This is a genomic window from Streptomyces sp. NPDC048584, assembly GCF_043199595.1.
Classification (GTDB): Bacteria; Actinomycetota; Actinomycetes; order Streptomycetales; family Streptomycetaceae; genus Streptomyces; species Streptomyces edwardsiae.
In genome coordinates, this window is sequence record NZ_JBICWF010000020.1 from 41,079 (window position 1) to 63,245 (window position 22,167).

Genomic DNA, 22,167 nt, shown 5'->3' on the forward strand with positions numbered 1-22,167 from the left:
GGTCAGAGCCTCCGAGTGGCGAGGGTCAGTCGGTCACGTGCGTCGAACAGGGCGTCCTTGACCATCTGCTCGTGCGCGGGCGTCAGCCGCGCCACCGGCACCGAGCAGCTGATCGCGTCCCGCGAGGGGGTGCGGTAGGGGATCGCCACACCGAAGCAGCGCAGCCCCAGCGTGTTCTCCTCACGGTCCACCGCGAAGCCCTGCTCCCGCACCAGGTGCAGCTCCTCGATGAGCTTCTCCCGGTCCGTGATGGTGTGCTCGGTCAGCGCGGGCAGCGTCTCCGGGAGCATCTTGCGCACCTGCTCGTCCGGGTACGTGCTGAGCAGCGCCTTGCCGAGGGACGTCGAGTGCGCGGGCAGCCGGCGGCCGACGCGGGTGAACGGCCGCAGGTAGTGCTGCGACTGGCGGGTGGCGAGATAGACCACGTTGGTGCCGTCGAGCCGGGCGAGGTGGATCGTCTCCGTGGTGTCGTCCGAGAGCCGGTCCAGCGTGGGACGGGCCGCCGTGACGACCTCGTCGCCGTCGATGTACGACGTGCCCACCAGCAGCGCCCGCACGCCGATGCCGTACCGCGTGCCCGTGGCGTCCGTCTCCACCCAGCCGAGGTCCACCAGCGTGCGCAGCAGCATGTAGAGGCTCGACTTCGGGTAGCCGACGGCCTCCTGCACCGCGGCCAGGGAGTGCATGCCGGGGCGCCCGGCGAAGTATTCGAGCAGTTCAACGGTCCGCACCGCGGACTTGACCTGCGCCCCGCCGCCCGTCTCGCCAGCCGACATCGCCCTTGACCCCTTCGTTCGCCTGGAAATAGTCTCCGAAGTGCATTCATCAACAGAGACAGCGTTCAGTATATCGAACACCCCTGTTGGATGACGTACATACTGCGGCATTGCATGCGGCAATCAAGTGGAGGTACCCGCGGTGGCAGCAGCACCAGTCTGGAGTGTCGACCCCCGAACCGGGAAGCAGCGTGAACAGGTTGCGGTGGAGGCCACAGCCCAGGAGGTCGACGCCGCCGTCCGCGCCGCGCACGACGCGCGCGGCGCGCTGACGGACCGCACCGTCCGCGCGGCCTTCCTGCGCACGGCCGCCGACGAGCTCGAGGCCGCCAAGGACCAGCTCGTCGAGGCCGCCGACGCCGAGACCGCGCTCGGCCCCGTCCGGCTCACCGGCGAACTCGCCCGCACCTGCTACCAGCTGCGCGCCTTCGCCGGCATCGTCGACGAGGGCGCCTTCCTCGACGTCGTCGTCAACCACCCCGACGACACCGCGACCCCGCCCATCCCGGACCTGCGCCGCTACAAGCTGCCGCTGGGCGTCGTCGCCGTCTACTCGGCGTCCAACTTCCCCTTCGCCTTCTCCGTGGCCGGCGGCGACACCGCCAGCGCGCTCGCGGCCGGCTGCCCGGTCGTCGTCAAGGCCCACCCCGACCACCCCGGACTGTCCGAGCTGGTCGCCAAGGTGCTGCGCCGGGCCGCCGCCCGCCACGACCTCCCCGAGGGCGTGCTCGGCCTGGTGCACGGCTTCGAGGCCGGTATCGAGCTGATCAAGCACCCGCAGGTCGCCGCGGCCGGCTTCACCGGATCCATCCGCGGCGGCCGCGCCCTGTTCGACGCGGCCGCCGCCCGGCCGGTCCCGATCCCCTTCCACGGCGAACTGGGCTCGCTGAACCCGGTCGTCGTCACCGAGGCCGCAGCCGCCGAGCGCGGCGAGGCGATCGGCGCCGGACTCGCCGGTTCGATGACGCTGGGCGTCGGCCAGTTCTGCGTCAAGCCCGGCCTGGTCCTCGCCCCGGCCGGCGCGGCCGGTGACACGCTCGTCAAGTCCCTCACGGACGCCGTCAGCAACACCGACGCGGGCGTGCTGCTCGACCACCGTATGCGTGACAACTTCGTCGCCGGGGTCGCCGAGCGCACCGGGCTGCCCGACGTGGAGTCCCCGGTGACGCCGGGAGCGGGCGGCGAGCACACCGTCAGCGCGGGCTTCCTCACCGTTCCGGCGAGCCGGCTGGCCCAGGAGGGCGAGCACGACCTGCTGCTCGAGGAGTGCTTCGGGCCGGTCACCGTCGTGGCCCGCTACGAGGACGAGGCCGAGGTGCGGGGGGTGCTGTCGCGGCTGCCGGGCAACCTCACGGCGACGGTCCAGCTGTCCGCCGGCGAGGCCGCGGGGGAGGGGCGCGGGGCGGAGCTGGTGCGGGAGCTCACGCCGCTGGCGGGGCGTGTGCTGGTGAACGGATGGCCTACCGGGGTCGCCGTCGCGGCGGCTCAGCATCACGGGGGGCCCTACCCGGCGACCACCTCGACGTCCACGTCGGTGGGCGGGACGGCCATCGAGCGGTGGATGCGGCCGGTCGCTTATCAGGCTGTGCCCGAAGCCCTGTTGCCGGAGGAGCTGCGGGACTCCAACCCGCTGGGGCTGCCCCGGAGGTTCAACGGCCGACTGGAGCGCTGAGGCTCACCCCGCGCTCGGCTCCAGGCCCGCGTCGCGGGCCAGGAGCGCCGCCTGCACCCGGTTGTCGCAGTCGAGCTTGGTCAGGATACGGCTGACGTACGTCTTCACCGTGGCCTCGCTCATGTGCAGGCGGGCGCCGGCGTCCGCGTTGGAGAGGCCCTCGCCGAGCAGGGCCAGTACCTCGCGTTCGCGTCCGGTCAGCCCGGCCAGCCGGCGGCGTGCCTCCTCGCCGCGCACGGTGGCGGCCGGGGAGGTGAGGGTGTCCACCACGTGCCGGGTGGCGGCCGGGGACAGATAGGCGTTGCCGGCCGCCGCCGCGCGGACCGCGTGGATCAGCTCCTGCGGCGCCGAGTCCTTCAGCAGGAAGCCCGCGCTGCCGTGCCCGAGCGCCCGCAGGACGTTGTCGCGTTCCCCGAACGTCGTCAGGATCAGCACGCGCACCCCCGGCGCGGCGCGGCCCATCTCGGCCAGCGCGGTCAGCCCGTCCATCACGGGCATCTGGATGTCCAGCAGGGCCACGTCGACCGCGGTGCTCCGGGCGGTCTCCACCGCCTCCCGGCCGTCCCGCGCCTCGGCGACGACATCGATGTCGTCGGCCGAGGTGAGGATCATCCTGATGCCGGCCCTGATGAGCGGCTCGTCATCGGCGACGAGGACCCGGATCACACGGCCTCCTGCGCGGTGTCGGTAGGACAAGCGGATGGTGGAGCCCGCCCATCATGCCCGATCCGGTCGCGGGTGCGGCCACGGACCGTGTCATATCTCGTGCTTGTAGGACTCCTTGGAGGACAGCTTCCCGTCGCGGAAGCAGAACCGGTAGACGATGTCCTCCTCGTCGTCCACGAAGTGCTCGCAGACGGCGTCCTCGGGCAGCGGCGGGCCGTCCTTCTCCACGCCATCGGTGATCAGCGAGCCGCCTTCCGGGAACTTCTTCCGGAGGTCCGCCTCGGCGTCGCCGACCTGGGCCGACTCGTACACGCTCGCCGGGATGACGCCCTTCTCCACCTCGTCCAGCATCTCCGACACCCCCCACACCAGGAGGGCGCCGAGGCCCACGACGAGGACCCCGGCGGTGAGGGCGCATCCCAGGACGACGTTCTTCTTGCTGCTCATGATGGCGGCGAACTCCTTCTGCGGATCGGTGCGTCCGATGACGTCACCACCGTCGCCCGCGGAGCCCCCGCCGCTCTGCCCCCGGAAGTCGTCGTCCACGGAGACGAAAGTCGCGTCGTCCGGACGGGACCGCCGCTCGCCGTCGCCGTCGCCGTACGGCAGTACACCGGCGAGCCGGAACCCCCCGTCGGGGGCGGGGCCGGTGTGCACCATGCCGCCGACCAGCCGGGCCCGCTCCCGCAGACCCGTCAGCCCCTGGCCGCCGCTGATCGCGGGCGGACCGGCCGGCACCCCGGCCGGCACCGGACCGTTGGCCACCTCGACCACCAGGCTGTCCGGTTCGTAGCGCAGCGCCACGGTGATCGGGGCGCCCGGCGCGTGCTTGTGCGCGTTGGTCAGGCCCTCCTGGGCGATGCGGTACACCGCGCGGTCGGCGGCGGGTGCGAGGGCCCGTTCGGTGCCGGACCGGTGCAGCTCCACCGCCGCGCCCGCGGCCCGCGACGACGCGACCAGCCTGTCGACGGCGGCCGCCGCGCGGTCCGTCGCGGGCTCGGCGTCCGGCGGGCCGGGCACGGACGTCTCCACGTCGTCCCGCAGGATGCCCACGGCCTCGCGCAGCTCCCGCATCGCCGACCTGGAGGCCTCCCGGAGGATGCCCACCCCCTCCCGCTGACGGCCGTTCAGCTGCGGGTCCACCTCCAGCGCCCCGGTGTGCACGGCGATCAGGGCGAGCTGGTGGCCGAGGCTGTCGTGCATGTCCTGGGCGATGCGCTGCCGTTCCAGCAGCCGGGCCTGCCGCGCCACCATCGCCTGTTCGCGCACCAGTTGGGCGTTGTGCCGGCGCAGGGCGTCGAGCAGGGCGCGGCGCTGGGCGCGGTACCGGGAGGCGAGTCCCGGTACGACCGCCATCACCAGGAACGGGCTCCCGAGCAGCACGACCGTCACCAGCGGCGACATCCAGAGCCCTTCGTCGGCCGCGACGGTGAGGGTGAGGACGAGGTAGAGCGCGAGCCCCGCCGCGTACGCGGCCAGCGCGCGCGCCGGACGCTCGATGCGGCTGCCCGCCGACCAACTGGCGTAGATCAGCAGCGCGAACGTACCGACGATCGTTCCGGCCAGGGCCGACGAGACCATCAGCACCGTCGCCGGCAGGGCGCGGCGGGCCAGGGACAGTCCGGCGACGACCCCGGCCAGGGCACCGCCCCGCACCACGGATCCGGTCTCCGTCGTGTAGAGGAGGCCCGCGATCCCGGAGAGCGTCACGGCGAGTACGGCCTCCCCGACGATCCGCTTGCGGGGCCAGGGGGAGGCGGCGGCGAGCCGGCGACGGAGCGGCAGGCCGGTGCGGGGTGTTTCGGCTACGTCCACGCGCAGACGATAGGGGTCCGCCCCCGGCCGCCCGCATCCCCCCTTCGGCGCGGCCCCGGACGACGAAAGTGGACTTCCGGCCGTCAAGGGGCCTGTCATCTTTGGTCGTTGCCGGTGACGACTTACGGAGACTGCTCGGAGGCGGGGCGCACGGTGACGATGGCTCCGCCGGACGCGCACGGGCGACGGCGTGGGAACCGACGGCTTCGGGAGCGGAACAGTGGACAGTACGGGACAGTGGACCGGCGGACGTTTCACCGTCCGGCGGGAGACCGCCCTCAAGGCCGGCCGGCACACCGTGAGCGCGTCACTGCCGGACGGTTCCGACGGCGGGGTCCTGGCCTTCGCCGAGCTGAAGCGGTCCTCGCTCGGGGAGACGACGACCTTCTACGCCGACGCGTCCCGGACACGGGTCCTGTTCACCGTGGAGGAACGCGGCCGCCGCGGCGCCGGCGGCGGTCATGACGTGTGGGACGTGGAGGGCGACCTCATCGGCGGGTTCGAGGAGAAGGCCGTCGCCTCCCTGCGGCGCCCGACGTGGGTTCTGGACCAGCCGGGCTCGCCCGAGGCCGTCGGGCGGGAGCGCAACCGGTTCGTGGCCGTGCTCCGCCGCGTCCGGGCCTTCCTGCCGCTGGACCTGGTGCCGTTCCTGTGGCCGTACCACTTCGACTTCGAGACGGACGGCAGGCCGGTGATGACGGTCGGCAAGGAGTTCGGGCGGCGCGACCGCTCTGTGGTGGACATGACCGCGCCCGGTCTGGATCCGCGCCTCGCCATCGCCCAGGCCGTGGCCCTGGACACGCTCCAGGACCGCTGAGCGGGGCCGCCCCACCGTCGCCGGGTCCGGCCTGGAAGAATCCCGGCATGGACCTGAAGATCCCCGAACTGCCCTTCCCCTTGCGCACCTACGGCCCCGACGGGCACTGGTCCCATGAGGACGGCGTCCTCACCGGGTGGGCCGGGGCCCGGCAGGATCGGTTCGTGCCGCCCACCGGGGAGGGGCTGGAGCCCGCCACCGACGCTCCCCGGCTGTTGGGCGCGCCCGAGGGGGACTTCCAGCTGATCGCGCGGGTCACCGTCGGGTTCGCCGGGGCCTTCGACGCCGGGGTGCTCTACGTCCATGTGGGCGAGCGGGCCTGGGCCAAGCTCTGCCTGGAGTACTCGCCGGACGTGCCCACCGTCTGCACCGTGGTCACCCGCGGGCACTCCGACGACGCCAACTCCTTCACCGTCGACGGCAGTTCCGTATGGCTCCGGATGAGCCGCACCGGACGTGCCTTCGCCTTCCACGCCTCCCGCGACGGCGAGCGCTGGACCTTCGTACGGCTCTTCACCCTCGGTGAGGAGAAGGAGACCGGTGCCGCCCTGGTCGGCTTCATGACCCAGTCGCCGATGGGGGAGGGCTGTGTCGTGACGTACGACCACATCGAGTACCGGCCCCACTGGCCGAGTGATCTGCGCGACGGCAGCTGAGGGAATGCGCGCGGCTCGTTGAACGTTCACGCAGTCGCCGGAGAGAGTCTCCGTACCCGCACGATCTGGAGTGCCGATCACGATGCGCGTCGACATCTGGTCCGATATCGCTTGCCCCTGGTGCTATGTCGGTAAAGCCCGCTTCGAGAAGGCGCTGGCCGCGTTCCCGCACCGTGAGCAGGTCGAGGTGGTGCACCGCTCCTTCGAGCTGGACCCGGGCCGCGCCAAGGGCGACATCCAGCCAGTGATCTCGATGCTCACCAAGAAGTACGGCATGAGCGAGGCGCAGGCCGAGGCCGGCGAGGACAACCTGGGCACCCAGGCCGCCGGCGAGGGTCTGCCCTACCGCACCCGGGGCCGCGACCACGGCAGCACCTTCGACATGCACCGGCTGCTGCACCTCGCCCGCGAGCAGGGCTGCCAGGTGGAGCTGCTCGACCTGCTGTACCGGGCGAACTTCGCCGAGGAACGGTCCGTCTTCGACGACGACGACCGGCTCACCGAGCTCGCCGTCGCCGCAGGTCTGGACGCCGGCGCCGTGCGCGAGGTGCTGGCCGACCCGAAGGCGTACGCCGACGAGGTCCGCGCCGACGAGCGGGAGGCCGCCGAGCTCGGCGCGAACGGCGTGCCGTTCTTCGTCCTCGACCGCAAGTACGGCGTCTCCGGCGCCCAGCCCGCCGAGGTGTTCACCCAGGCGCTGACCCAGGCCTGGGGCGAGCGCCCGCCGCTGCGGATGGTCGACGGCGACGCGGAGGTATGCGGCCCGGACGGATGCGCGGTGCCGCAGAAGTAGAACGCGCAGGTCAGCGCGTACTCATAAGGGTTCCTTCTCGGTATCGCGCAGAATCCGGCAATGGACGGGGAGGTCCCGGGGCCACAGAGTGGTCCCATGGAGACCTTCGAGCATCTCGTCCGTGCCGAGTTCACCCCGAAGAACACCTATCTGAACACCGCGAGCAACGCCCTTCTGCCCGCCCGTACCGTGACCGCGCTCCAGGACGCCGTACGGCTGCGCGCGGAGGGCCGTGCGCTGGATCCGCTGCACGCCGACGTAGAGACCGCCCGTGCCGCGTACGCCCGGCTGGCCGGCGTCCCGGCCGAGCGGGTGGCGGCCGGGGCCACGGTCGCCCTGTACACCTCGCTGGTCGCCGCCGCACTGCCGCCGGGCGCCGAAGTCCTCACCGTCGAGGGCGACTTCGCCTCGGTGATGAACCCCTTTCACGCCCGCGGCGACCTCAAGGTGCGGGCGGTGCCGCTGGAGCGGCTCGCCGACTCCGTCCGGCCCGGCACGGCGCTCGTCGCGGTGAGTGCCGTACAGTCCGCCGACGGCCGGATCGCCGACCTCGCCGCGCTGCGCGAGGCGGCCCGCGGCCACGGCGCCCGCACCTACGTCGACCTCTCGCAGGCGGTGGGCTGGCTCCCGGTGGAGGCCGACGCGTACGACTACAGCGTCACCATCACCCACAAGTGGCTGCTCGGCACGCACGGCGCGGCCTTCCTCGTCGTACCGGAGGACTTCGGGGACCTGACACCGGTGCAGGCGAGCTGGGTCGCGGCGGAGAACCCCTGGGACAGCTGCTACGGCCCCGTCGCCGAACTCGCCCACTCGGCACAGCGGTTCGACTCCAGCCCGGCCCTGTTCGAGTACGCGGCGCTGCGGGCCTCCCTCGAACTCGTCGAGGAACTCGGCGTGGACGCGGTCCGCGCCCACGACCTGGCCCTCGCCGACCGCTTCCGCGCCGGGCTCGCGACCCTGGGCCACGCGCCGCTGCCCGCACCCGGCTCACCGATCGTGTCCGTGCCCGGACTCGGCGGACTCCAGCGGGAGTTGGCGCGGGCGGGTGTCTCGGTGTCCGCCCGCGCGGGCAATCTGCGGGCGTCCTTCCACGTCTACAACACGGCCGCCGACGTGGACCGCCTGCTGGACGTACTGTCCCGCTGACCACGCACACGGCAGCGGGCCGGTGCCTCCTTGTCCCACACGAGGAGGCCCGGCCCGCGGTCTGTGACGACGCCGCTACTTCACGGGCGTGAAGTCCCGGGCGCCGATGAACTCCGGTCGCCGGATCGGCGCCGCGAACGGCTCGACCGCCGCGTTCTCGACGCTGTTGAAGACGATGAACACATTGCTGCGCGGGAACGGCGTGATGTTGTCCCCGGAGCCGTGCATGGCGTTGCAGTCGAACCACGTCGCCGAGCCGGCCTTGCCGGTGAACAGCTTGATGCCGTACTCCGACGCCATCCTCGTCAGCGCCTCGTCGGACGGCGTCCCCGCGTCCTGCATCTGCAGGGACTTCTTGTAGTTGTCCTTCGGCGTGGCCCCCGCGCATCCGAGGAACGTCTTGTGCGACCCCGGCATGATCATGAGACCGCCGTTGGTGTCGTAGTTCTCGGTGAGCGCGATCGAGACCGAGATCGTGCGCATGTTCGGCAGACCGTCCTCGGCGTGCCAGGTCTCGAAGTCCGAGTGCCAGTAGAAACCGCGGGCGCCGAAGCCCGGCTTGACGTTGATCCGCGACTGGTGGACATAGACGTCCGAGCCGAGGATCTGCCGGGCGCGCCCGACCACCCGCTCGTCGCGCACCAGCCTCGCGAACACCTCGCTGATCCGGTGGACCTCGAAGACCGACCGGATCTCCTTGGACTGCGGCTCGACGATCGACCGTTCGTCCGCGCGGATCGCCGGGTCCGTGGTCAGCCGCTCCAGCTCGCGCTGGTACTCGCCCACCTCGTCCGCCCCGATGAGCTGGTCGATGGCGAGGAAGCCGTCGCGCTCCAGAGCCTGGAGGTCACCGGACGGGACGGGACCGGGCGTGTCCGGGGAGCCCCAGACGACCGGGTCCTGCCGGGGAGTCGCCACCTCGGTGGCGCCGCGGGTGGGATAGAGATCGGTGACGTTCGTGGTCGTGGTCACGATGACTCACACCTCCTCGGTGAGCAGCGGATAGACGCCGTTCTCGTCGTGGTCCTCCCGTCCGGTCACGGGCGGGTTGAACACGCAGATGCAGTGGAAGTCCTCCTTGACCTTGAGCGTGTGCCGCTCATGGCCGTTCAGGAGGTACATGGTGCCGGGCGTGATGTGGTACGTCTGCCCGGTCTCGCGGTCGGTCAGCTCGGCGTCGCCCTTGGTGCAGACGACGGCCTCGATGTGGTTCGCGTACCACATGTTCGTCTCGGTACCCGCGTACAGGATCGTCTCGTGCACGGAGAAGCCGACCTTCTCCTTGGCGAGGACGATGCGCTTGCTCTCCCAGGTGCCGGACGCCGATTTCACGTGCCGGTCGGTGCCTTCGAGCTCCTTGAACGAACGGACGATCACGGTGTTGCGATGCCTCCTCGGCTCGGTTACGGGTTTCAGGCGGTTTCCCGGACGGCGCGGGCGAGGGTGGTGAGACCCTCGTCCAGCTCGTCCGGGGTGATGGTCAGGGCCGGCAGCAGCTTGACGACCTCGCTCTCGGGACCGGACGTCTCGATCAGCAGCCCCAGCTCGAAGGCCCGCTTGGCGATACGGCCCGCGCGCTCCTTGTCGTGGAACTCCATGCCCCACACCAGGCCGCGGCCGCGGTACTCCTTGACGTCGGCGAGGTTCTCCTCGGTGATGGCGATCAGCGCCTGCTCTACCTGCTCGCCGCGCGAACGGGTCTGCTTCTCCATCGCCGAGCCGTCGGCCCAGTACGCCTCCAGCGTCGCGGTGGCGGTGACGAAGGCCGGGTTGTTGCCGCGGAAGGTGCCGTTGTGCTCGCCCGGCTCCCAGACGTCCAGCTCGGGCTTGAACAGGGTCAGTGCCATGGGCAGCCCGTAGCCGCTGATCGACTTGGAGACGGTGACGATGTCCGGCGTGATGCCGGCCTCCTCGAAGGAGAAGAAGGCGCCGGTACGGCCGCAGCCCATCTGGATGTCGTCGACGATCAGCAGCATGTCCTGGCGTTCGCACAGCTCGGCCAGGGCGCGCAGCCACTCGGGCCGGGCGACGTTGATGCCGCCCTCGCCCTGCACCGTCTCGACGATCACGGCGGCGGGCTTGTTGAGTCCGGACCCCTGGTCCTCGAGCAGCCGCTCGAACCAGAGGAAGTCCGGGACCTGGCCGTCGAAGTAGTTGTCGAACGGCATCGGTGTGCCGTGCACCAGCGGGATGCCGGCGCCGGCCCGCTTGAACGCGTTGCCGGTGACGGCGAGCGAGCCCAGCGACATGCCGTGGAAGGCGTTGGTGAACGACACGATCGCCTCGCGCCCCTTCACCTTCCGCGCCAGCTTCAACGCGGACTCCACGGCGTTGGTGCCGGTCGGGCCCGGGAACATGACCTTGTACGGCAGGTCGCGCGGGCGCAGGATCCAGTTCTGGAAGGACTCCAGGAAGGCGCGTTTGGCCGTCGTCGACATGTCGAGGCCGTGGGTGACGCCGTCCCGCTCCAGGTAGTCGATGAGCGCGCGTTTCAGCACGGGGTTGTTGTGCCCGTAGTTGAGTGAGCCCGCTCCGGCGAAGAAGTCGAGGTACTCGTGGCCGTCCTCGTCGTACATGCGGCTGCCGTGCGCACGGTCGAAGACGGCGGGCCAGCCGCGGCAGTAGCTGCGTACCTCGGACTCGAGGGTCTCGAAGACACTGAGGTCGGGCTGGGTGATGGTCACGACGAATCGCTCCTCGGTGGCGTGGGAGGTCAGAGGAAGTCGGAGGAAGTCGGGAAGGTCGGGGGCGGGCCGCGCGGTCAGCGCGTGAGCGGCCCGATGCGGTACAGCACCTCGGGCTCGTGCGGTCCGTCGGGGAACTGGCCGGCGTCGAACAGCACCTCGCGCTCCAGCAGGGCGCCGTGACGCTCCGCGAACGCGGTGAACAGACGCTCGGACGCGGTGTTGCCGGGGGCGATGGTGGTCTCCACGGTGTCCACCGCGTGCTCCTCCGCGGTCCTGGCGGCGAGTCCGTCGAGCATCGCGGCGGCGAGACCGCGGCCGCGGTGCGACGCGTCGACCGCGACCTGCCAGACGAGCAGGGTGCGGGGGCTGTCGGGCCGCAGATATCCGCTGACGAACCCGACCGGTTCCCCGCGTTCGTCGCGGGCCACGGCCGAGGTGGCGGCGAAGTCGCGGCACCACAGCAGATAGCTGTACGACGAGTTCAGGTCGAGGACCTTCGAGTCCCTTGCTATCCGCCACAGCACGGCTCCGTCCGCCACGGTGGGGCGGTCGATTTGCAGGTCTGCTTGTGCGGCAGTCATGCGAATTGAACTTACCGAGGTAAATTCAAAATTGCATCGTCTGTCGGGGTTACGTGCGGGCTTGATCTGTGTTATCGCGCGGGCGGGTGGGTCCGCGCGGAAACTCGGCGAGATGCCCTGTTTGTCACGGTGTATAAGCCGTAAAACGGGCGCGATGTGGAACCGGTCACAAGTGTGTAACTCACGTGACGGCGTCCGGAATGCTCGCGAGATCGGGTCGTTTAGGTCCGGGGAAACCGGGCAGAAGAAGACGGGAAGCTGCTCGGAAAGCTAATCGTGAAATAGGTCTGGTAATGCCTGGGGAGGGATTTCGATAATCCCGGGGAATTCATGGGCCGGCCATGTCGTGGATACGCCCCCGCCGGGGCGAAGAAGGGATCAGACCCAGGCCGTGTCCGCGGCTCGCAGGGCGGCCTCCACGTCCACGCCCAGCCCCTGCTCGCCGAGCGCCGCCCCCAGCGCCGCCAGACTCGCCCGCACCGCCCCCGGAGCCGCCTCGGAGCCATAGTGGTTGACCCGGATCATCTCCTTGGCGAGAGCACCCCCACCCGCGGCCAGCGGAAGCGCCGGATCGGCGGCCAGCGCGCGGGCCACCAACTCCGCCGCCACCGTGCCGGACGGCACCCGCAGAGTCGTGGCGACCGGCGCCGCATCCGCCGCGTCACGCACATACGGCTCCAGGCCCCCGCCCAGTGCGACCGCCCCCGCCCGCGTAGCAGCCGCGGCGGCCGCGTGCCGCGCCATCACCGCGTCGAGCCCCACCGCCGAGATCCGCTCCACACACGCCTGAAGCGCCAGCATCTCCAACTGCGCCGGAGCGTGGAGCAGCACCTTTCGCCCGCCGTCGATCCAGCGCTCCTTCCAGTCCAGCAGCGACAGATACGACCGCCGCGGCGCCAGCGGGTTCGCCGCCATCCGCGCCCACGCCCGCTCGCTCACCGACACCGCCGACACCCCGGCCGGACCGCCCATCGCCTTCTGCGCCCCGATCACGCACAGGTCCACACCCCACGCGTCCGGCAGCACCGGTTCCGCCCCGATCGACGCCACCGCGTCCAGATAGAACAGCGCCCCGTGCGCCCGCACCACCTCGCCGATCTCCGCGACCGGGTTGGTGTTCCCGGTCGCCGCCTCCGCGTGGACCAGCGACACGAAGTCGATCTCCGGATGCTCGGCGAACGCCTCCCGGATCTGCCCGGCCGTCACCGCCGTACGGAACGGAACCGCCAGATCGATCACGGTGGCACCGCAGTCCCGCAGCCAGTCGCCGAAGGTCTGTCCGTAGGGGCCGGTGATGACGTTCAGCGCGGTCGTGCCGGGGCCCGCCGTCGCGCGGATCGCGCCCTCCAGCGGCAGCAGCGCCTCACCCTGCATGATCACGACGTCCTGCTCCGTACGCAGCAGCCGTGCCACCCCGTCCTCGATCGAGGCGAAGTGCGCGGCGCTCAGCGGGGACAGATCGAGAAAGGGATGGGTCACGGCGGTGCTCTCTTCACTTCGCGGCGGTGCGGGTACGTACGACGTGATCGAGGGTAGACCTTCGCCCGTGACGCGGTCCGACCGCAGGTTTCTCAGGCCGGACCGCTCCGCGACCATCGGATTGGTTTGAGAGCCTCAAACCTCTCCTTATAATCGGAACGCAAAGTTCCCTGACAGGAGGCTCCCGTGACAACGCTCCTCGGCCGCCGGACCCGTGTTCTGGCCGCCACCACCGCGACGGCCGGGCTGGTCCTCCTGACCGCCTGCACCTCCAGCGACGACGGAGGCAGCGGCTCCAAGACCGCCGCCGGCGGAGTCGAGCTCGTCAAGGCGGGACAGCTCACCACCTGCACCCACCTTCCGTACCCGCCGTTCCAGTCGGAGATCGACGGCAAGGTGCAGGGCTTCGACGTCGCGCTCATCGACCTGGTCGCCGACGAACTGGACGTGAAGCAGGAGATCCTCGACACCCCGTTCGAGAACTTCAAGACCGGCGCCTTCCTCAACTCCGGCGAGTGCGACCTGGCCGCGGCCGGTATGACCATCACCGACGAGCGGAAGAAGAACGTCGACTTCTCCGACCCCTACTTCAACGCCACCCAGGCCGTCCTCGTCGCGAAGGGCAGCGGCGTCGGCTCCCTTGCCGACGTGAAGTCGAAGAACGTCAAGCTCGGCGCGCAGGCGCAGACCACCGGCGAGGACTACGTCAAGGGCCAGGGCTTCGACCCGGTCTCCTTCGAGTCCTCCGACGCCGTTCTCAACGGACTGCGCACCGGCCAGGTCAAGGCCGTCGTCATCGACTACCCGGTCGTCCAGGGCTGGCTGAAGGACAAGGCCAACGCCGACGCCTTCGAGGTCGCCGAGCAGATCGACACCGGCGAGGAGTACGGCTTCACGGTGAAGAAGGGCAACACCAAGCTGCGCGAGGCCGTCGACAAGGCCCTCGCGGACGCCAAGGCCGACGGCACGTACAAGGAGCTCTACGAGAAGTGGATCGGCCCGTACGACGAGTCCGCCGCCTCGCCGGCCGCGTCCTGATCCCATGGCCGACACGGAGAAGCTCGACCTCCAGCCGAAGAAGAAGGGCCTGACCCGGCGGCAGAAGCGCGGTCTGTCGCGCGGCGTCCAGTACGTCGTCTTCGTCGGGGCCGTGATCGCCTTCGCGGTCGCGGCCGACTGGGGCAGGCTGAAGAACCAGTTCGCGCAGGCCGACATCGCCGAGCGGATGTTCCCGGACGTCATCACGCTGGCGCTGAAGAACACCGTGCTCTACACGGTCACCGGCTTCGCCGTCGGGCTCGCCCTCGGCATGCTGATCGCTCTGATGCGGCTGTCGTCGGTCGGCCCCTACCGCTGGCTGGCCGGTGTCTACATCGAGATCTTCCGCGGCCTGCCGGCCCTGCTGATCTTCATCTTCATCGGCGTCGCCGTGCCCCTCGCCTTCCCCGGCACGGAGATCGTCGGCGGTACCTACGGCAAGGTCGCCCTCGCGCTCGGCCTGGTGGCGGCCGCCTACATGGCGGAGACGATCCGGGCCGGCATCCAGGCCGTACCGAAGGGACAGATGGAGGCGGCCCGTTCGCTGGGCTTCTCGCCCGCCCGCGCCATGGTCTCCATCATCATCCCGCAGGCGTTCCGCATCATCCTCCCCCCGCTCACCAACGAACTCGTCCTGCTCTTCAAGGACTCCTCGCTGGTGCTGTTCCTCGGCGTCACCCTGGAGGAGCGCGAACTGTCCAAGTACGGCCGTGACCTGGCCAGCCAGACCGCCAACTCCACGCCCATCCTGGTGGCCGGCCTGTGCTACCTGCTGATCACCATTCCGCTCGGCCTCGTCGTGCGCCGGATGGAGGCCAAGGCCCAGGAGGCCGTGAAATGAGCCCGAGCCGATCCGAGATCCACGTCAGCGGACTGCACAAGTCCTTCGGCGACAACCATGTGCTGCGCGGCATCGACCTGGAGATCGGCCAGGGCGAGGTCGTCTGCGTCATCGGCCCCTCCGGCTCCGGCAAGTCGACCCTGCTGCGGTGCGTGAACCTGCTGGAGGAACCCACGAAGGGGCAGGTGTACGTCGGCGGTACGGAACTCACCGACCCGGACGTCGACATCGACGCCGTACGCCGCCGTATCGGCATGGTCTTCCAGCAGTTCAACCTGTTCCCGCACCTCACCGTGACCGAGAACCTCACCCTGCCGCAGCGCAGGGTGCTGCGCCGGGGCAAGTCCGAGGCGGCGAAGGTGGCCGCCGAGAACCTCCGGCGCGTGGGCCTCGCCGAGAAGGCGGACGCCTACCCGTCCTCCCTCTCCGGCGGCCAGCAGCAGCGCGTCGCCATCGCCCGCGCGCTGGCCATGGGCCCCGAGGTGATGCTGTTCGACGAGCCGACCTCGGCGCTCGACCCCGAACTGGTCGGTGACGTCCTGGCCGTCATGCGCATGCTGGCCGACGAGGGCATGACGATGATGGTCGTCACCCACGAGATGACGTTCGCCCGCGAGGTCGCCGACCGGGTCGTCTTCATGGACGGCGGGGTCGTCGTCGAGGACGGCACCCCCGCACAGGTCATCGGCGACCCCCGCCACGACCGCACCCGCCACTTCCTCTCCCGCCTCCTCGACCCCGCCATGGCGAACGTGGAGGAGGAGACCTCGGACCAGGTGGGCAGGTCCGAGTAGCGGGTCATTAGGGTGCCGGGTATGAGCGAACGCGCGGTGCTGCACGTGAAGGGGCGGATTCTCGTCGGCCCGGACGAGGTCCGCGACGAACTGTGGGTGGTCGACGGCCGGATCGCCTACGACCGTCCCGCCGGCGCCCGCGACATCCGTACCGTCGACGGCTGGGCGCTGCCCGGTCTGGTCGACGCCCACTGCCATGTGGGCCTCGACCGGCACGGCGCCGTCCCCGAGGACGTCGCCGAGAAGCAGGCGCTCGCCGACCGGGAGGCCGGCGCCCTGCTGCTGCGTGACGCCGGCTCGCCCTCCGACACCCGCTGGATCGACTCCCGCGACGACCTCCCGAAGATCATCCGGGCGGGCCGGCACATCGCCCGCACCCGCCGCTACATCCGCGGCTACGCCTGGGAGGTCGAGCCCGACGACCTCGTCGCGTACGTCGCCCAGGAGGCCCGGCGCGGCGACGGCTGGGTGAAACTGGTGGGCGACTGGATCGACCGCGATCTGGGCGATCTGTCGGCCTGCTGGCCGCGCGGCGCCGTGCAGGCCGCGATCGCCGAGGCGCACCGGCTGGGCGCCCGCGTCACCGCGCACTGCTTCGCCGAGGACTCGCTGCGGGACCTGGTGGAGGCCGGCATCGACTGCGTCGAGCACGCCACGGGTCTCACCGACGACACCATCCCGCTGTTCGCCGAACGGGGCGTCGCGATCGTCCCCACCCTCGTCAACATCGCCACCTTCCCCGCCCTCGCCGACGGCGGTGAGTCCAGGTTCCCGCGCTGGTCGGCCCATATGCGCCGGCTCCACGAACGCCGCTACGACACCGTGCGCTCCGCCTACGACGCCGGCATCCCCGTCTTCGTCGGCACGGACGCCGGGGGGACGCTTCCGCACGGCCTGGCGGGCGAGGAGGTGGCCGAACTGGCCAAGGCCGGCATCCCGGCCGTCGAGGCGCTGGCCGCCGGTACCTGGGCCGCCAGGAAGTGGCTCGGCCGCCCGGGCCTGGAGGAGGGGGCCCCGGCCGACCTGGTGGTCTACGGCTCCGACCCGCGCGCGGACCTCCGCGTACTCGCCGATCCGCGCCGGGTGGTACTGAACGGGCGCGTGGTCGGGTGACGGCGGGGAACAGCCGTACCTCCTGATTCGAACGCATCCGCGATATCGACTCGAAGGAGTGAAGAGCCGGCGGATCGCTGACGGTTCGTCGTACATACGGACATTCTTTGCGGGTCCCAGTCATGTCCCATGGGGGTCCCACCACCGTGAACTCCAACTTCCGTACGCCCGCACGCTGTTGGTCCGCCGTCGCCGCGGCCGCCGTCCTCGCCGCCCTGTCCGGCACGGGCTCCACCGCCGCCCATGCCACCGAGGGCGACCCCGGCAGCGCGAGCGCCGCCGTCCTGCGTACCGGGCTGGACGTGTCCCTGCTCAACAGAACCGTCCACGCGCCGCTCACCGTCTCCCTCGACGACGTCTCCGCCCCGCAGAGCGCACGCGAGACGGCGCTGACCGCCACCCTCGACGGCGTCGACGGCGGCAGGCCGTTCAGCGTGCTGCGGGCGGAGGCGGCCGGCGCGGCCTCGACGGTGCGGGACGGGCGGGCGGAGGCGTCCGCCCACCTGGCCGCCGCCCGGCTCCATGTCCCGGGGCTGCCGTTGCTGTCGGTCGTCGAGCTCGAGACCGTGAGCTCGAAGGCGGTGTGCGAGGCGGGGGAGACGCCGAAAGCCTCGGTGACGCTGCCGGCGTCGGTGACGGTGCTGGGGAAGCGGGTGCGGCTGACGTCCGGGGGGCCGACGGATGTCGAGGTGCCGGGGGTGGGGTCCGTCCGGCTGAACCTGTCCGGGACGAGGACGACGTCGGGGTCGGCCGCGGCGACGGCGCTGCGTCTTGACGTGTCCGTCAATCCGTTGAAGCTGAACGTCGCCGAGGTCGAGGGCACGCTCACCCTCGCCGAGGCGCGGTGCGAGACGCCTGCCGCCGTTCCGGCGGTTCAGCCGCAGGGGGCGCGGAAGGAGGCGGACCTGGCGGAGACCGGGGGGTCGTCGACGACGCCGTATGTGGCGGCCGGGGCGGTCGCCCTCCTGGCGGCGGGCGGCGGAGCGGTGGCGCTGGCGCGGCGGCGGGTGGGGTAGGGGATCTCTTTCGCGGGCGAGATCACACTCTGCCCAGCGCACGGCCCAGCGCCTCCAGAAAACTCCCCACCGTCCCCCGATCCCGTACCGCGACCCGCAACCACTCCTCACCCAGCCCCGGAAACGTGTCCCCACGCCGCACCGCGTAACCGAGCGCCCGCAACCGCCCCCGCACCACCCCCGCCCCCGGCAACCGGACCAGGACGAAGGGCCCGTCGGCGGGTTCCACGACCCGCAGCCCGTGCCCGGCGAAGTCCCTCAGCCCCGCGACCAGATACGAACGGTCCGCAGCGATACGCCGCGCCGCGTCGGCCGCCTCCGAAACCCCCCGCGCCCCCACACACGCCTCCGCCGCCACCAGCGCCGGCGTCGACACCGCCCACAACGGCTGCGCCCGCTCCAGCAGCGACACGGTCTCCGGCGCCGCCAGCACGTACCCGATCCGCAGCCCCGCCAGCCCCCACGTCTTCGTGAGACTCCGCAGCACCACGAGCCCCGGCACATCCGTCCGCCCCGCCAGCGCCTCGCGCTCGCCCGGCACCGCGTCCATGAACGCCTCGTCCACCACCAGCGTCCGCCCCGGCCGGGCGATCCCGGCGACCGTACCGGCCGGATGCAGTACCGACGTCGGATTCGTCGGGTTCCCGATCACCACCAGATCCGCGTCCGGCGGCACCGCCGACGGGTCCAGCCGGAAACCGTCCGCCTCCCGCAGCAGCACCCGGTCCACCGTGTGCCCGGCGTCCCGCAGCGCCGCCTCCGGCTCCGTGAACTGCGGGTGCACCACCACCGGCCGGCGCACCTTCAGCGCCCGCGCCAGCAGCACGAACGCCTCTGCCGCACCGGCCGTCAGCAGCACCCGCTCCACCGGCAGCCCGTGCCGCGCCGCCACCGCCGCCCGCGCCGCCCGCCCGTCCGGGTAGGCGGCGAGCCCGGACAGCGACCCGGCGATGTGCTCCCGCAGCCACTCGGGAGGCGTGTCCGCGCGGACGTTCACCGCGAGGTCGACCAGCGCGGACCCGTCGTCGCGCACCTCCGCGTCCCCGTGATGCCGCAGATCGTGCCCGCCGCCCCCGGACTCAGTGTGCATGGGAGTGCGCGTGGCCGTGCCCGTGATGATGGTGACCGTCGTCGTCGGGGTGGAAGTGCGGCTGCTGCGCCAGCCCCACCTTGTCCTCGAACCCCGGCAGCGCGATCCGGTACACGCATGTGTCGCAGTTCATCCGGAGATCACCCCGCACGGCCTCCTCGTACCGCTCCCACACCAGATCCAGCAGCTCCGGCTCCGGGCCGATGACGTCCGCCGACCGCACCTCGGTCTCCGGATGAGCCGCCGCCCACTCCTCCGTCTGCCGCCGCACCCGGTCCGGCAGGATCCCGGTGAACAGGAAGTACGGCAGCACCACGACCCGGCGCGCACCCAGCCGCGCGCACCGCTCCAGCCCGGCCGGCACGTCCGGCGCGGCCAGCGACACGAACGCCGTCTCCACGCCCGCGTAGCCGCGCCCCTCCCACAGCAGCCGGGCCGCCTTGAACACCTCGGCGTTGGCGTCCGGGTCCGTCGACCCGCGCCCCACCAGGAGCACCGTCACCCCGGCCGGATCCCAGGACGGGTCGACCGCCTGGGCCAGCCGCCGCTCCAGCACGCTCAGCAGGGCGGGGTGCGGGCCCAGCGGACGGCCGTACGTGTACGTGATCCCGGGGTGGCGTTCCTTCTCGCGGGCCAGCGCCGCCGGGATGTCGCCCTTGGCGTGACCGGCGGACACCAGCATCAGCGGTACGGCGGCGAACCGTCGTGCCCCCCGCTCCACCAGTTCGGCGACGGCCTCACCCAGGGGCGGCGGGGACAGCTCGATGAACCCTCCGGCGACGGGCAGTCCGGGATGGCGGCGCCCCAGCTCCCGCACGAAGTCACGGAACGCCTCCGCTCCGGCGTCGTCACGGGTGCCATGGCCGGCGATGAGCAGCGCGGGCGGGGTGGTCACAGGTTCTCCTCGGGTGACATCGGGTGGTACAGCAGGGCGTTGAGCGCGGCGGCCGCGACCGCCGACCCGCCCTTCTCGGACACGTTGCTGACGGCGGGCAGTCCGCTCTCCCGCAACGCGGCCTTGGACTCGGCCGCGCCGACGAAACCGACGGGCAGCCCGATGACGAGCGCGGGGGAGGCGTCCAGGGTCAGCAGCTCCTCCAGGGCGGTCGGCGCACAGCCGATCACCCACAGGGCGCCGGGCCCGGCCTCCTCGTACGCCAGCCGCACGGCGTGCGCCGAACGGGTCAGGCCGTCACCGGCGACGGCGTCCCTCAGCCGGCACACGGTGGGCCGGCGGGTGATCCCGGCCGCGACCATCTCCACGTCCACCACGACCGGCGCACCGGCGTGCAGCGCGGCGTGCGCCTTCGTCAACTCGCCCTCGTCCATGACGAGGTCCGACGCGTACTCCAGGTCGGCGGCGGAGTGGATGACCCGCTCCACGACCGCCCGGGTCAGCGGCGGGAAGCGCGAGGTGTCGAGGCGGGCCCGCAGCCGCCGGAAGGACTCCCGCTCGATGGGGTGCACCACACGGTTCACCGGGTCTCCTCCTGCCAGCGGTAGCCGCGCGGGGTGACCATGCGCCCCGCGATCTCACGGGTCGCCGTGTTGCCCACGGTCACGACCGTCATCATGTCGACCGTCGCCGGGTCCAGCCCGGCCAGCGTGGTCAGCCGGCTCGACTCGTCCGCGCGGGACGCGTTGCGCACCACCCCGAGCGGCGTGGCCGGCTCCCGGTGCTCCGCGAGGATCGCGAGGGCCTTCGGCAACTGCCAGTCACGGCCCCGGCTGCGCGGGTTGTAGAACGTCACCACGATGTCCGCCTCGGCCGCCGCCCGTACCCGCCGCTCGATCACCTCCCACGGCGTGTGCAGGTCGGACAGGCTGATCGACACATGGTCGTGGCCCAGCGGCGCCCCCAGGATCGCCCCGGCCGCCAGCGCCGCCGTCACCCCCGGCACCCCGACCACGTCGATGTCGTCGGACGCCTCCGCGAGCGCCGGGGACGCCATCGCGTACACCCCGGCGTCCCCGCTGCCGATGAGCGCGACCGCCTGCCCACGCCGGGCCTCGGCGACGGCGGTGCGCGCCCGCTCCTCCTCGGCGCCGAGACCGGACTCCAGCACACGCGTGCCGGGCCGCAGCAGATCGCGGATCTGGTCGACGTACTGGTCGAGCCCCACCAGCACCGAGGCGCGCCGCAGTTCGTCCCTCGCGCGCGGGGTGAGCAGGTCCCGGGCACCGGGCCCCAGTCCGACCACCGCGAGCCGCCCGCGCCCCGGCCGCCGTACGACCGCACAGGTCGCCATCGCGGGCCGCGCCGCCGACTTCCGCTTGGGCACGAGCAGTTCGCCCCCGCCCACCAACGCCGCGGCTTCCGCGACCGACGGGGTGCCGACGGCGGCGAGCGGCGCGGCGGACGGGTTGGGCACGTCGACCCGCGCCAACTCCTCGGCGGAGTACGTCACCAGCGGTACGCCCAGCCGCCGCGCCGCCTCCACGATGCCGGGCTCCCCGGCCTTGGCGTCCACGGTGGCGAGTTCGGCGACCGACGCCGCCGACAGTCCGGCCTCGCGCAGGGCGCCCTCGACCAGAGCGAGCACCTCGTCCGCCGGGGCGCCCTTCGAGGCGCCGACACCGACGACGAGGGCCGGCGGCCGGAGCACCGCCTCCCGCTCGCCGGGATCGACCAGCCGGTCCGTGACCCGGATCGTGTACGCGCCCTCGTCCGCCACCGGCAACGGCGGCAGCGGCCAGGCCACTTCGGCGCGCAACGCGACCGCCTCGCCGTCCAGCAGCGCCCGCGACACGGCGGCGACGTTCCCCTCCACCGGCAGTCCGAGGGTGTCCAGACCCGGCAGGCCGGCCGCGTCGGTCGCCGTCGTCACCACCGGCTCGGCGCCCAGCACCTCGCCCACCGCGCGGGCCAGCTCGTTCGCCCCGCCGCCGTGCCCGCCGACCAGCGACACGGCGAACCGCCCGCCCTCGTCGACGCAGACGACACCCGGATCGCCCGCCTTGTCACCGAGCAGCGGTGCCACCAGCCGCACCACGGCCCCCGTGGCGAGGAAACAGACAAGCTGACCGCACTCGGCGAACGCGGTCCGTACGGCGTCCGGCACGGGACCCTCGTACACGCGCGTACGACCCGGCCACGCGGCGGCCAGCCGGTCCCGCGCGACCGCGCCCGCCGCGGTGGCGGAGATGAGGCCGATCACTGGGCGACTCCTTCGATACGGCGGCG

The 22,167-nt window shown here is 71.9% G+C and carries 22 protein-coding genes; 10 read left to right on the forward strand and 12 right to left on the reverse strand.

The annotated features are described in order from the left end of the window. Positions 1 to 2: 2 nt before the first annotated feature. Complete coding sequence (locus tag ACGFR9_RS32875) at positions 3 to 776, reverse strand: IclR family transcriptional regulator (protein WP_393216016.1); 774 nt, start codon at positions 774 to 776, stop codon at positions 3 to 5. A 142-nt stretch (positions 777 to 918) separates the two neighbouring features. Between ACGFR9_RS32875 and ACGFR9_RS32880 the strand changes: the two genes are divergently transcribed. Beyond that, on the forward strand, positions 919 to 2,448 hold the full coding sequence (locus ACGFR9_RS32880) for an aldehyde dehydrogenase (NADP(+)) (RefSeq protein ID WP_393216019.1): 1,530 nt from the start codon (positions 919 to 921) through the stop codon (positions 2,446 to 2,448). Positions 2,449 to 2,451: 3 nt separating this feature from the next. Here the strand turns inward: ACGFR9_RS32880 and ACGFR9_RS32885 are convergent, their stop codons facing one another. Together ACGFR9_RS32885 and ACGFR9_RS32890 are read right to left on the reverse strand one after the other, a co-directional pair. Beyond that, positions 2,452 to 3,114, reverse strand: a complete 663-nt coding sequence (locus ACGFR9_RS32885; RefSeq protein ID WP_393216022.1) for a response regulator — start codon at positions 3,112 to 3,114, stop codon at positions 2,452 to 2,454. A gap of 90 nt (positions 3,115 to 3,204) precedes the next feature. Continuing rightward, positions 3,205 to 4,929, reverse strand: a complete 1,725-nt coding sequence (locus ACGFR9_RS32890) for a sensor histidine kinase (RefSeq protein WP_393216025.1) — start codon at positions 4,927 to 4,929, stop codon at positions 3,205 to 3,207. 220 nt (positions 4,930 to 5,149) lie between these two features. Between ACGFR9_RS32890 and ACGFR9_RS32895 the strand changes: the two genes are divergently transcribed. The 4 genes from ACGFR9_RS32895 to ACGFR9_RS32910 all read left to right on the forward strand — a co-directional run bounded on the left by ACGFR9_RS32895 (position 5,150) and on the right by ACGFR9_RS32910 (position 8,344). After that, positions 5,150 to 5,746 carry a hypothetical protein gene (locus ACGFR9_RS32895; RefSeq protein ID WP_393216028.1) on the forward strand — a complete coding sequence of 199 codons (597 nt, stop codon included), beginning with the start codon at positions 5,150 to 5,152 and terminating at the stop codon, positions 5,744 to 5,746. Positions 5,747 to 5,793: 47 nt separating this feature from the next. Further along, on the forward strand, positions 5,794 to 6,402 hold the full coding sequence (locus ACGFR9_RS32900) for a DUF1349 domain-containing protein (RefSeq protein WP_393216031.1): 609 nt from the start codon (positions 5,794 to 5,796) through the stop codon (positions 6,400 to 6,402). 82 nt (positions 6,403 to 6,484) lie between these two features. Beyond that, the gene (locus ACGFR9_RS32905; RefSeq protein ID WP_393216034.1) at positions 6,485 to 7,195 is read left to right on the forward strand and encodes a DsbA family oxidoreductase; all 711 of its coding nucleotides are present in this window, start codon (positions 6,485 to 6,487) and stop codon (positions 7,193 to 7,195) included. Between the two features lie 96 nt (positions 7,196 to 7,291). Then, complete coding sequence (locus tag ACGFR9_RS32910) at positions 7,292 to 8,344, forward strand: aminotransferase class V-fold PLP-dependent enzyme (protein ID WP_393216037.1); 1,053 nt, start codon at positions 7,292 to 7,294, stop codon at positions 8,342 to 8,344. Between the two features lie 75 nt (positions 8,345 to 8,419). Here ACGFR9_RS32910 and thpD read toward each other — a convergent pair whose 3' ends face one another. The 5 genes from thpD to ACGFR9_RS32935 all read right to left on the reverse strand — a co-directional run bounded on the left by thpD (position 8,420) and on the right by ACGFR9_RS32935 (position 13,091). Next, positions 8,420 to 9,319 (reverse strand): ectoine hydroxylase, encoded by a 900-nt coding sequence (gene thpD, locus ACGFR9_RS32915; RefSeq protein WP_393216242.1) that lies wholly within the window; start codon positions 9,317 to 9,319, stop codon positions 8,420 to 8,422. Positions 9,320 to 9,322: 3 nt separating this feature from the next. Beyond that, a complete protein-coding gene (locus tag ACGFR9_RS32920; RefSeq protein WP_030224423.1) occupies positions 9,323 to 9,721 on the reverse strand; it encodes an ectoine synthase in 399 nt (132 codons plus the stop codon). Positions 9,722 to 9,756: 35 nt separating this feature from the next. Next, entirely contained in the window at positions 9,757 to 11,028 is a 1,272-nt protein-coding gene (gene ectB / locus ACGFR9_RS32925) for a diaminobutyrate--2-oxoglutarate transaminase (protein WP_311646600.1), read from the reverse strand. A gap of 77 nt (positions 11,029 to 11,105) precedes the next feature. Further along, a complete protein-coding gene (ectA, locus tag ACGFR9_RS32930) occupies positions 11,106 to 11,612 on the reverse strand; it encodes a diaminobutyrate acetyltransferase (RefSeq protein WP_393216041.1) in 507 nt (168 codons plus the stop codon). Between the two features lie 378 nt (positions 11,613 to 11,990). Continuing rightward, complete coding sequence (locus ACGFR9_RS32935) at positions 11,991 to 13,091, reverse strand: pyridoxal-phosphate-dependent aminotransferase family protein (protein ID WP_393216044.1); 1,101 nt, start codon at positions 13,089 to 13,091, stop codon at positions 11,991 to 11,993. A 186-nt stretch (positions 13,092 to 13,277) separates the two neighbouring features. Here ACGFR9_RS32935 and ACGFR9_RS32940 point away from each other — a divergent pair, with 186 nt between their 5' ends. From ACGFR9_RS32940 to ACGFR9_RS32960, 5 genes are all read left to right on the forward strand, one after another. After that, the gene (locus tag ACGFR9_RS32940; RefSeq protein WP_393216047.1) at positions 13,278 to 14,129 is read left to right on the forward strand and encodes a transporter substrate-binding domain-containing protein; all 852 of its coding nucleotides are present in this window, start codon (positions 13,278 to 13,280) and stop codon (positions 14,127 to 14,129) included. 4 nt (positions 14,130 to 14,133) lie between these two features. Next, positions 14,134 to 14,970 (forward strand): amino acid ABC transporter permease, encoded by an 837-nt coding sequence (locus ACGFR9_RS32945; RefSeq protein ID WP_393216050.1) that lies wholly within the window; start codon positions 14,134 to 14,136, stop codon positions 14,968 to 14,970. Beyond that, positions 14,967 to 15,764, forward strand: a complete 798-nt coding sequence (locus ACGFR9_RS32950) for an amino acid ABC transporter ATP-binding protein (RefSeq protein ID WP_393216053.1) — start codon at positions 14,967 to 14,969, stop codon at positions 15,762 to 15,764. The genes ACGFR9_RS32945 and ACGFR9_RS32950 overlap by 4 nt, the downstream gene beginning before the upstream one ends. Positions 15,765 to 15,785: 21 nt before the next feature. Next, on the forward strand, positions 15,786 to 16,877 hold the full coding sequence (locus ACGFR9_RS32955) for an amidohydrolase family protein (RefSeq protein ID WP_393216056.1): 1,092 nt from the start codon (positions 15,786 to 15,788) through the stop codon (positions 16,875 to 16,877). 146 nt (positions 16,878 to 17,023) lie between these two features. Further along, entirely contained in the window at positions 17,024 to 17,893 is an 870-nt protein-coding gene (locus tag ACGFR9_RS32960; protein WP_393216059.1) for an SCO1860 family LAETG-anchored protein, read from the forward strand. A 22-nt stretch (positions 17,894 to 17,915) separates the two neighbouring features. On the opposite strand, the gene cobC is transcribed toward ACGFR9_RS32960, so the two are convergent. The 4 genes from cobC to cobJ are packed head-to-tail and all read right to left on the reverse strand — an operon-like array spanning position 17,916 to position 22,141. Then, complete coding sequence (cobC, locus tag ACGFR9_RS32965) at positions 17,916 to 18,983, reverse strand: Rv2231c family pyridoxal phosphate-dependent protein CobC (protein ID WP_393216062.1); 1,068 nt, start codon at positions 18,981 to 18,983, stop codon at positions 17,916 to 17,918. Next, positions 18,973 to 19,878 (reverse strand): sirohydrochlorin chelatase, encoded by a 906-nt coding sequence (locus ACGFR9_RS32970; protein ID WP_393216065.1) that lies wholly within the window; start codon positions 19,876 to 19,878, stop codon positions 18,973 to 18,975. Before ACGFR9_RS32970 ends, cobC begins: the two co-directional genes overlap by 11 nt. Further along, entirely contained in the window at positions 19,875 to 20,462 is a 588-nt protein-coding gene (locus ACGFR9_RS32975) for a precorrin-8X methylmutase (RefSeq protein ID WP_393216068.1), read from the reverse strand. The genes ACGFR9_RS32970 and ACGFR9_RS32975 overlap by 4 nt, the downstream gene beginning before the upstream one ends. Beyond that, on the reverse strand, positions 20,459 to 22,141 hold the full coding sequence (gene cobJ / locus ACGFR9_RS32980; RefSeq protein WP_393216071.1) for a precorrin-3B C(17)-methyltransferase: 1,683 nt from the start codon (positions 22,139 to 22,141) through the stop codon (positions 20,459 to 20,461). Before cobJ ends, ACGFR9_RS32975 begins: the two co-directional genes overlap by 4 nt. Between the last annotated feature and the right edge of the window lie 26 nt (positions 22,142 to 22,167).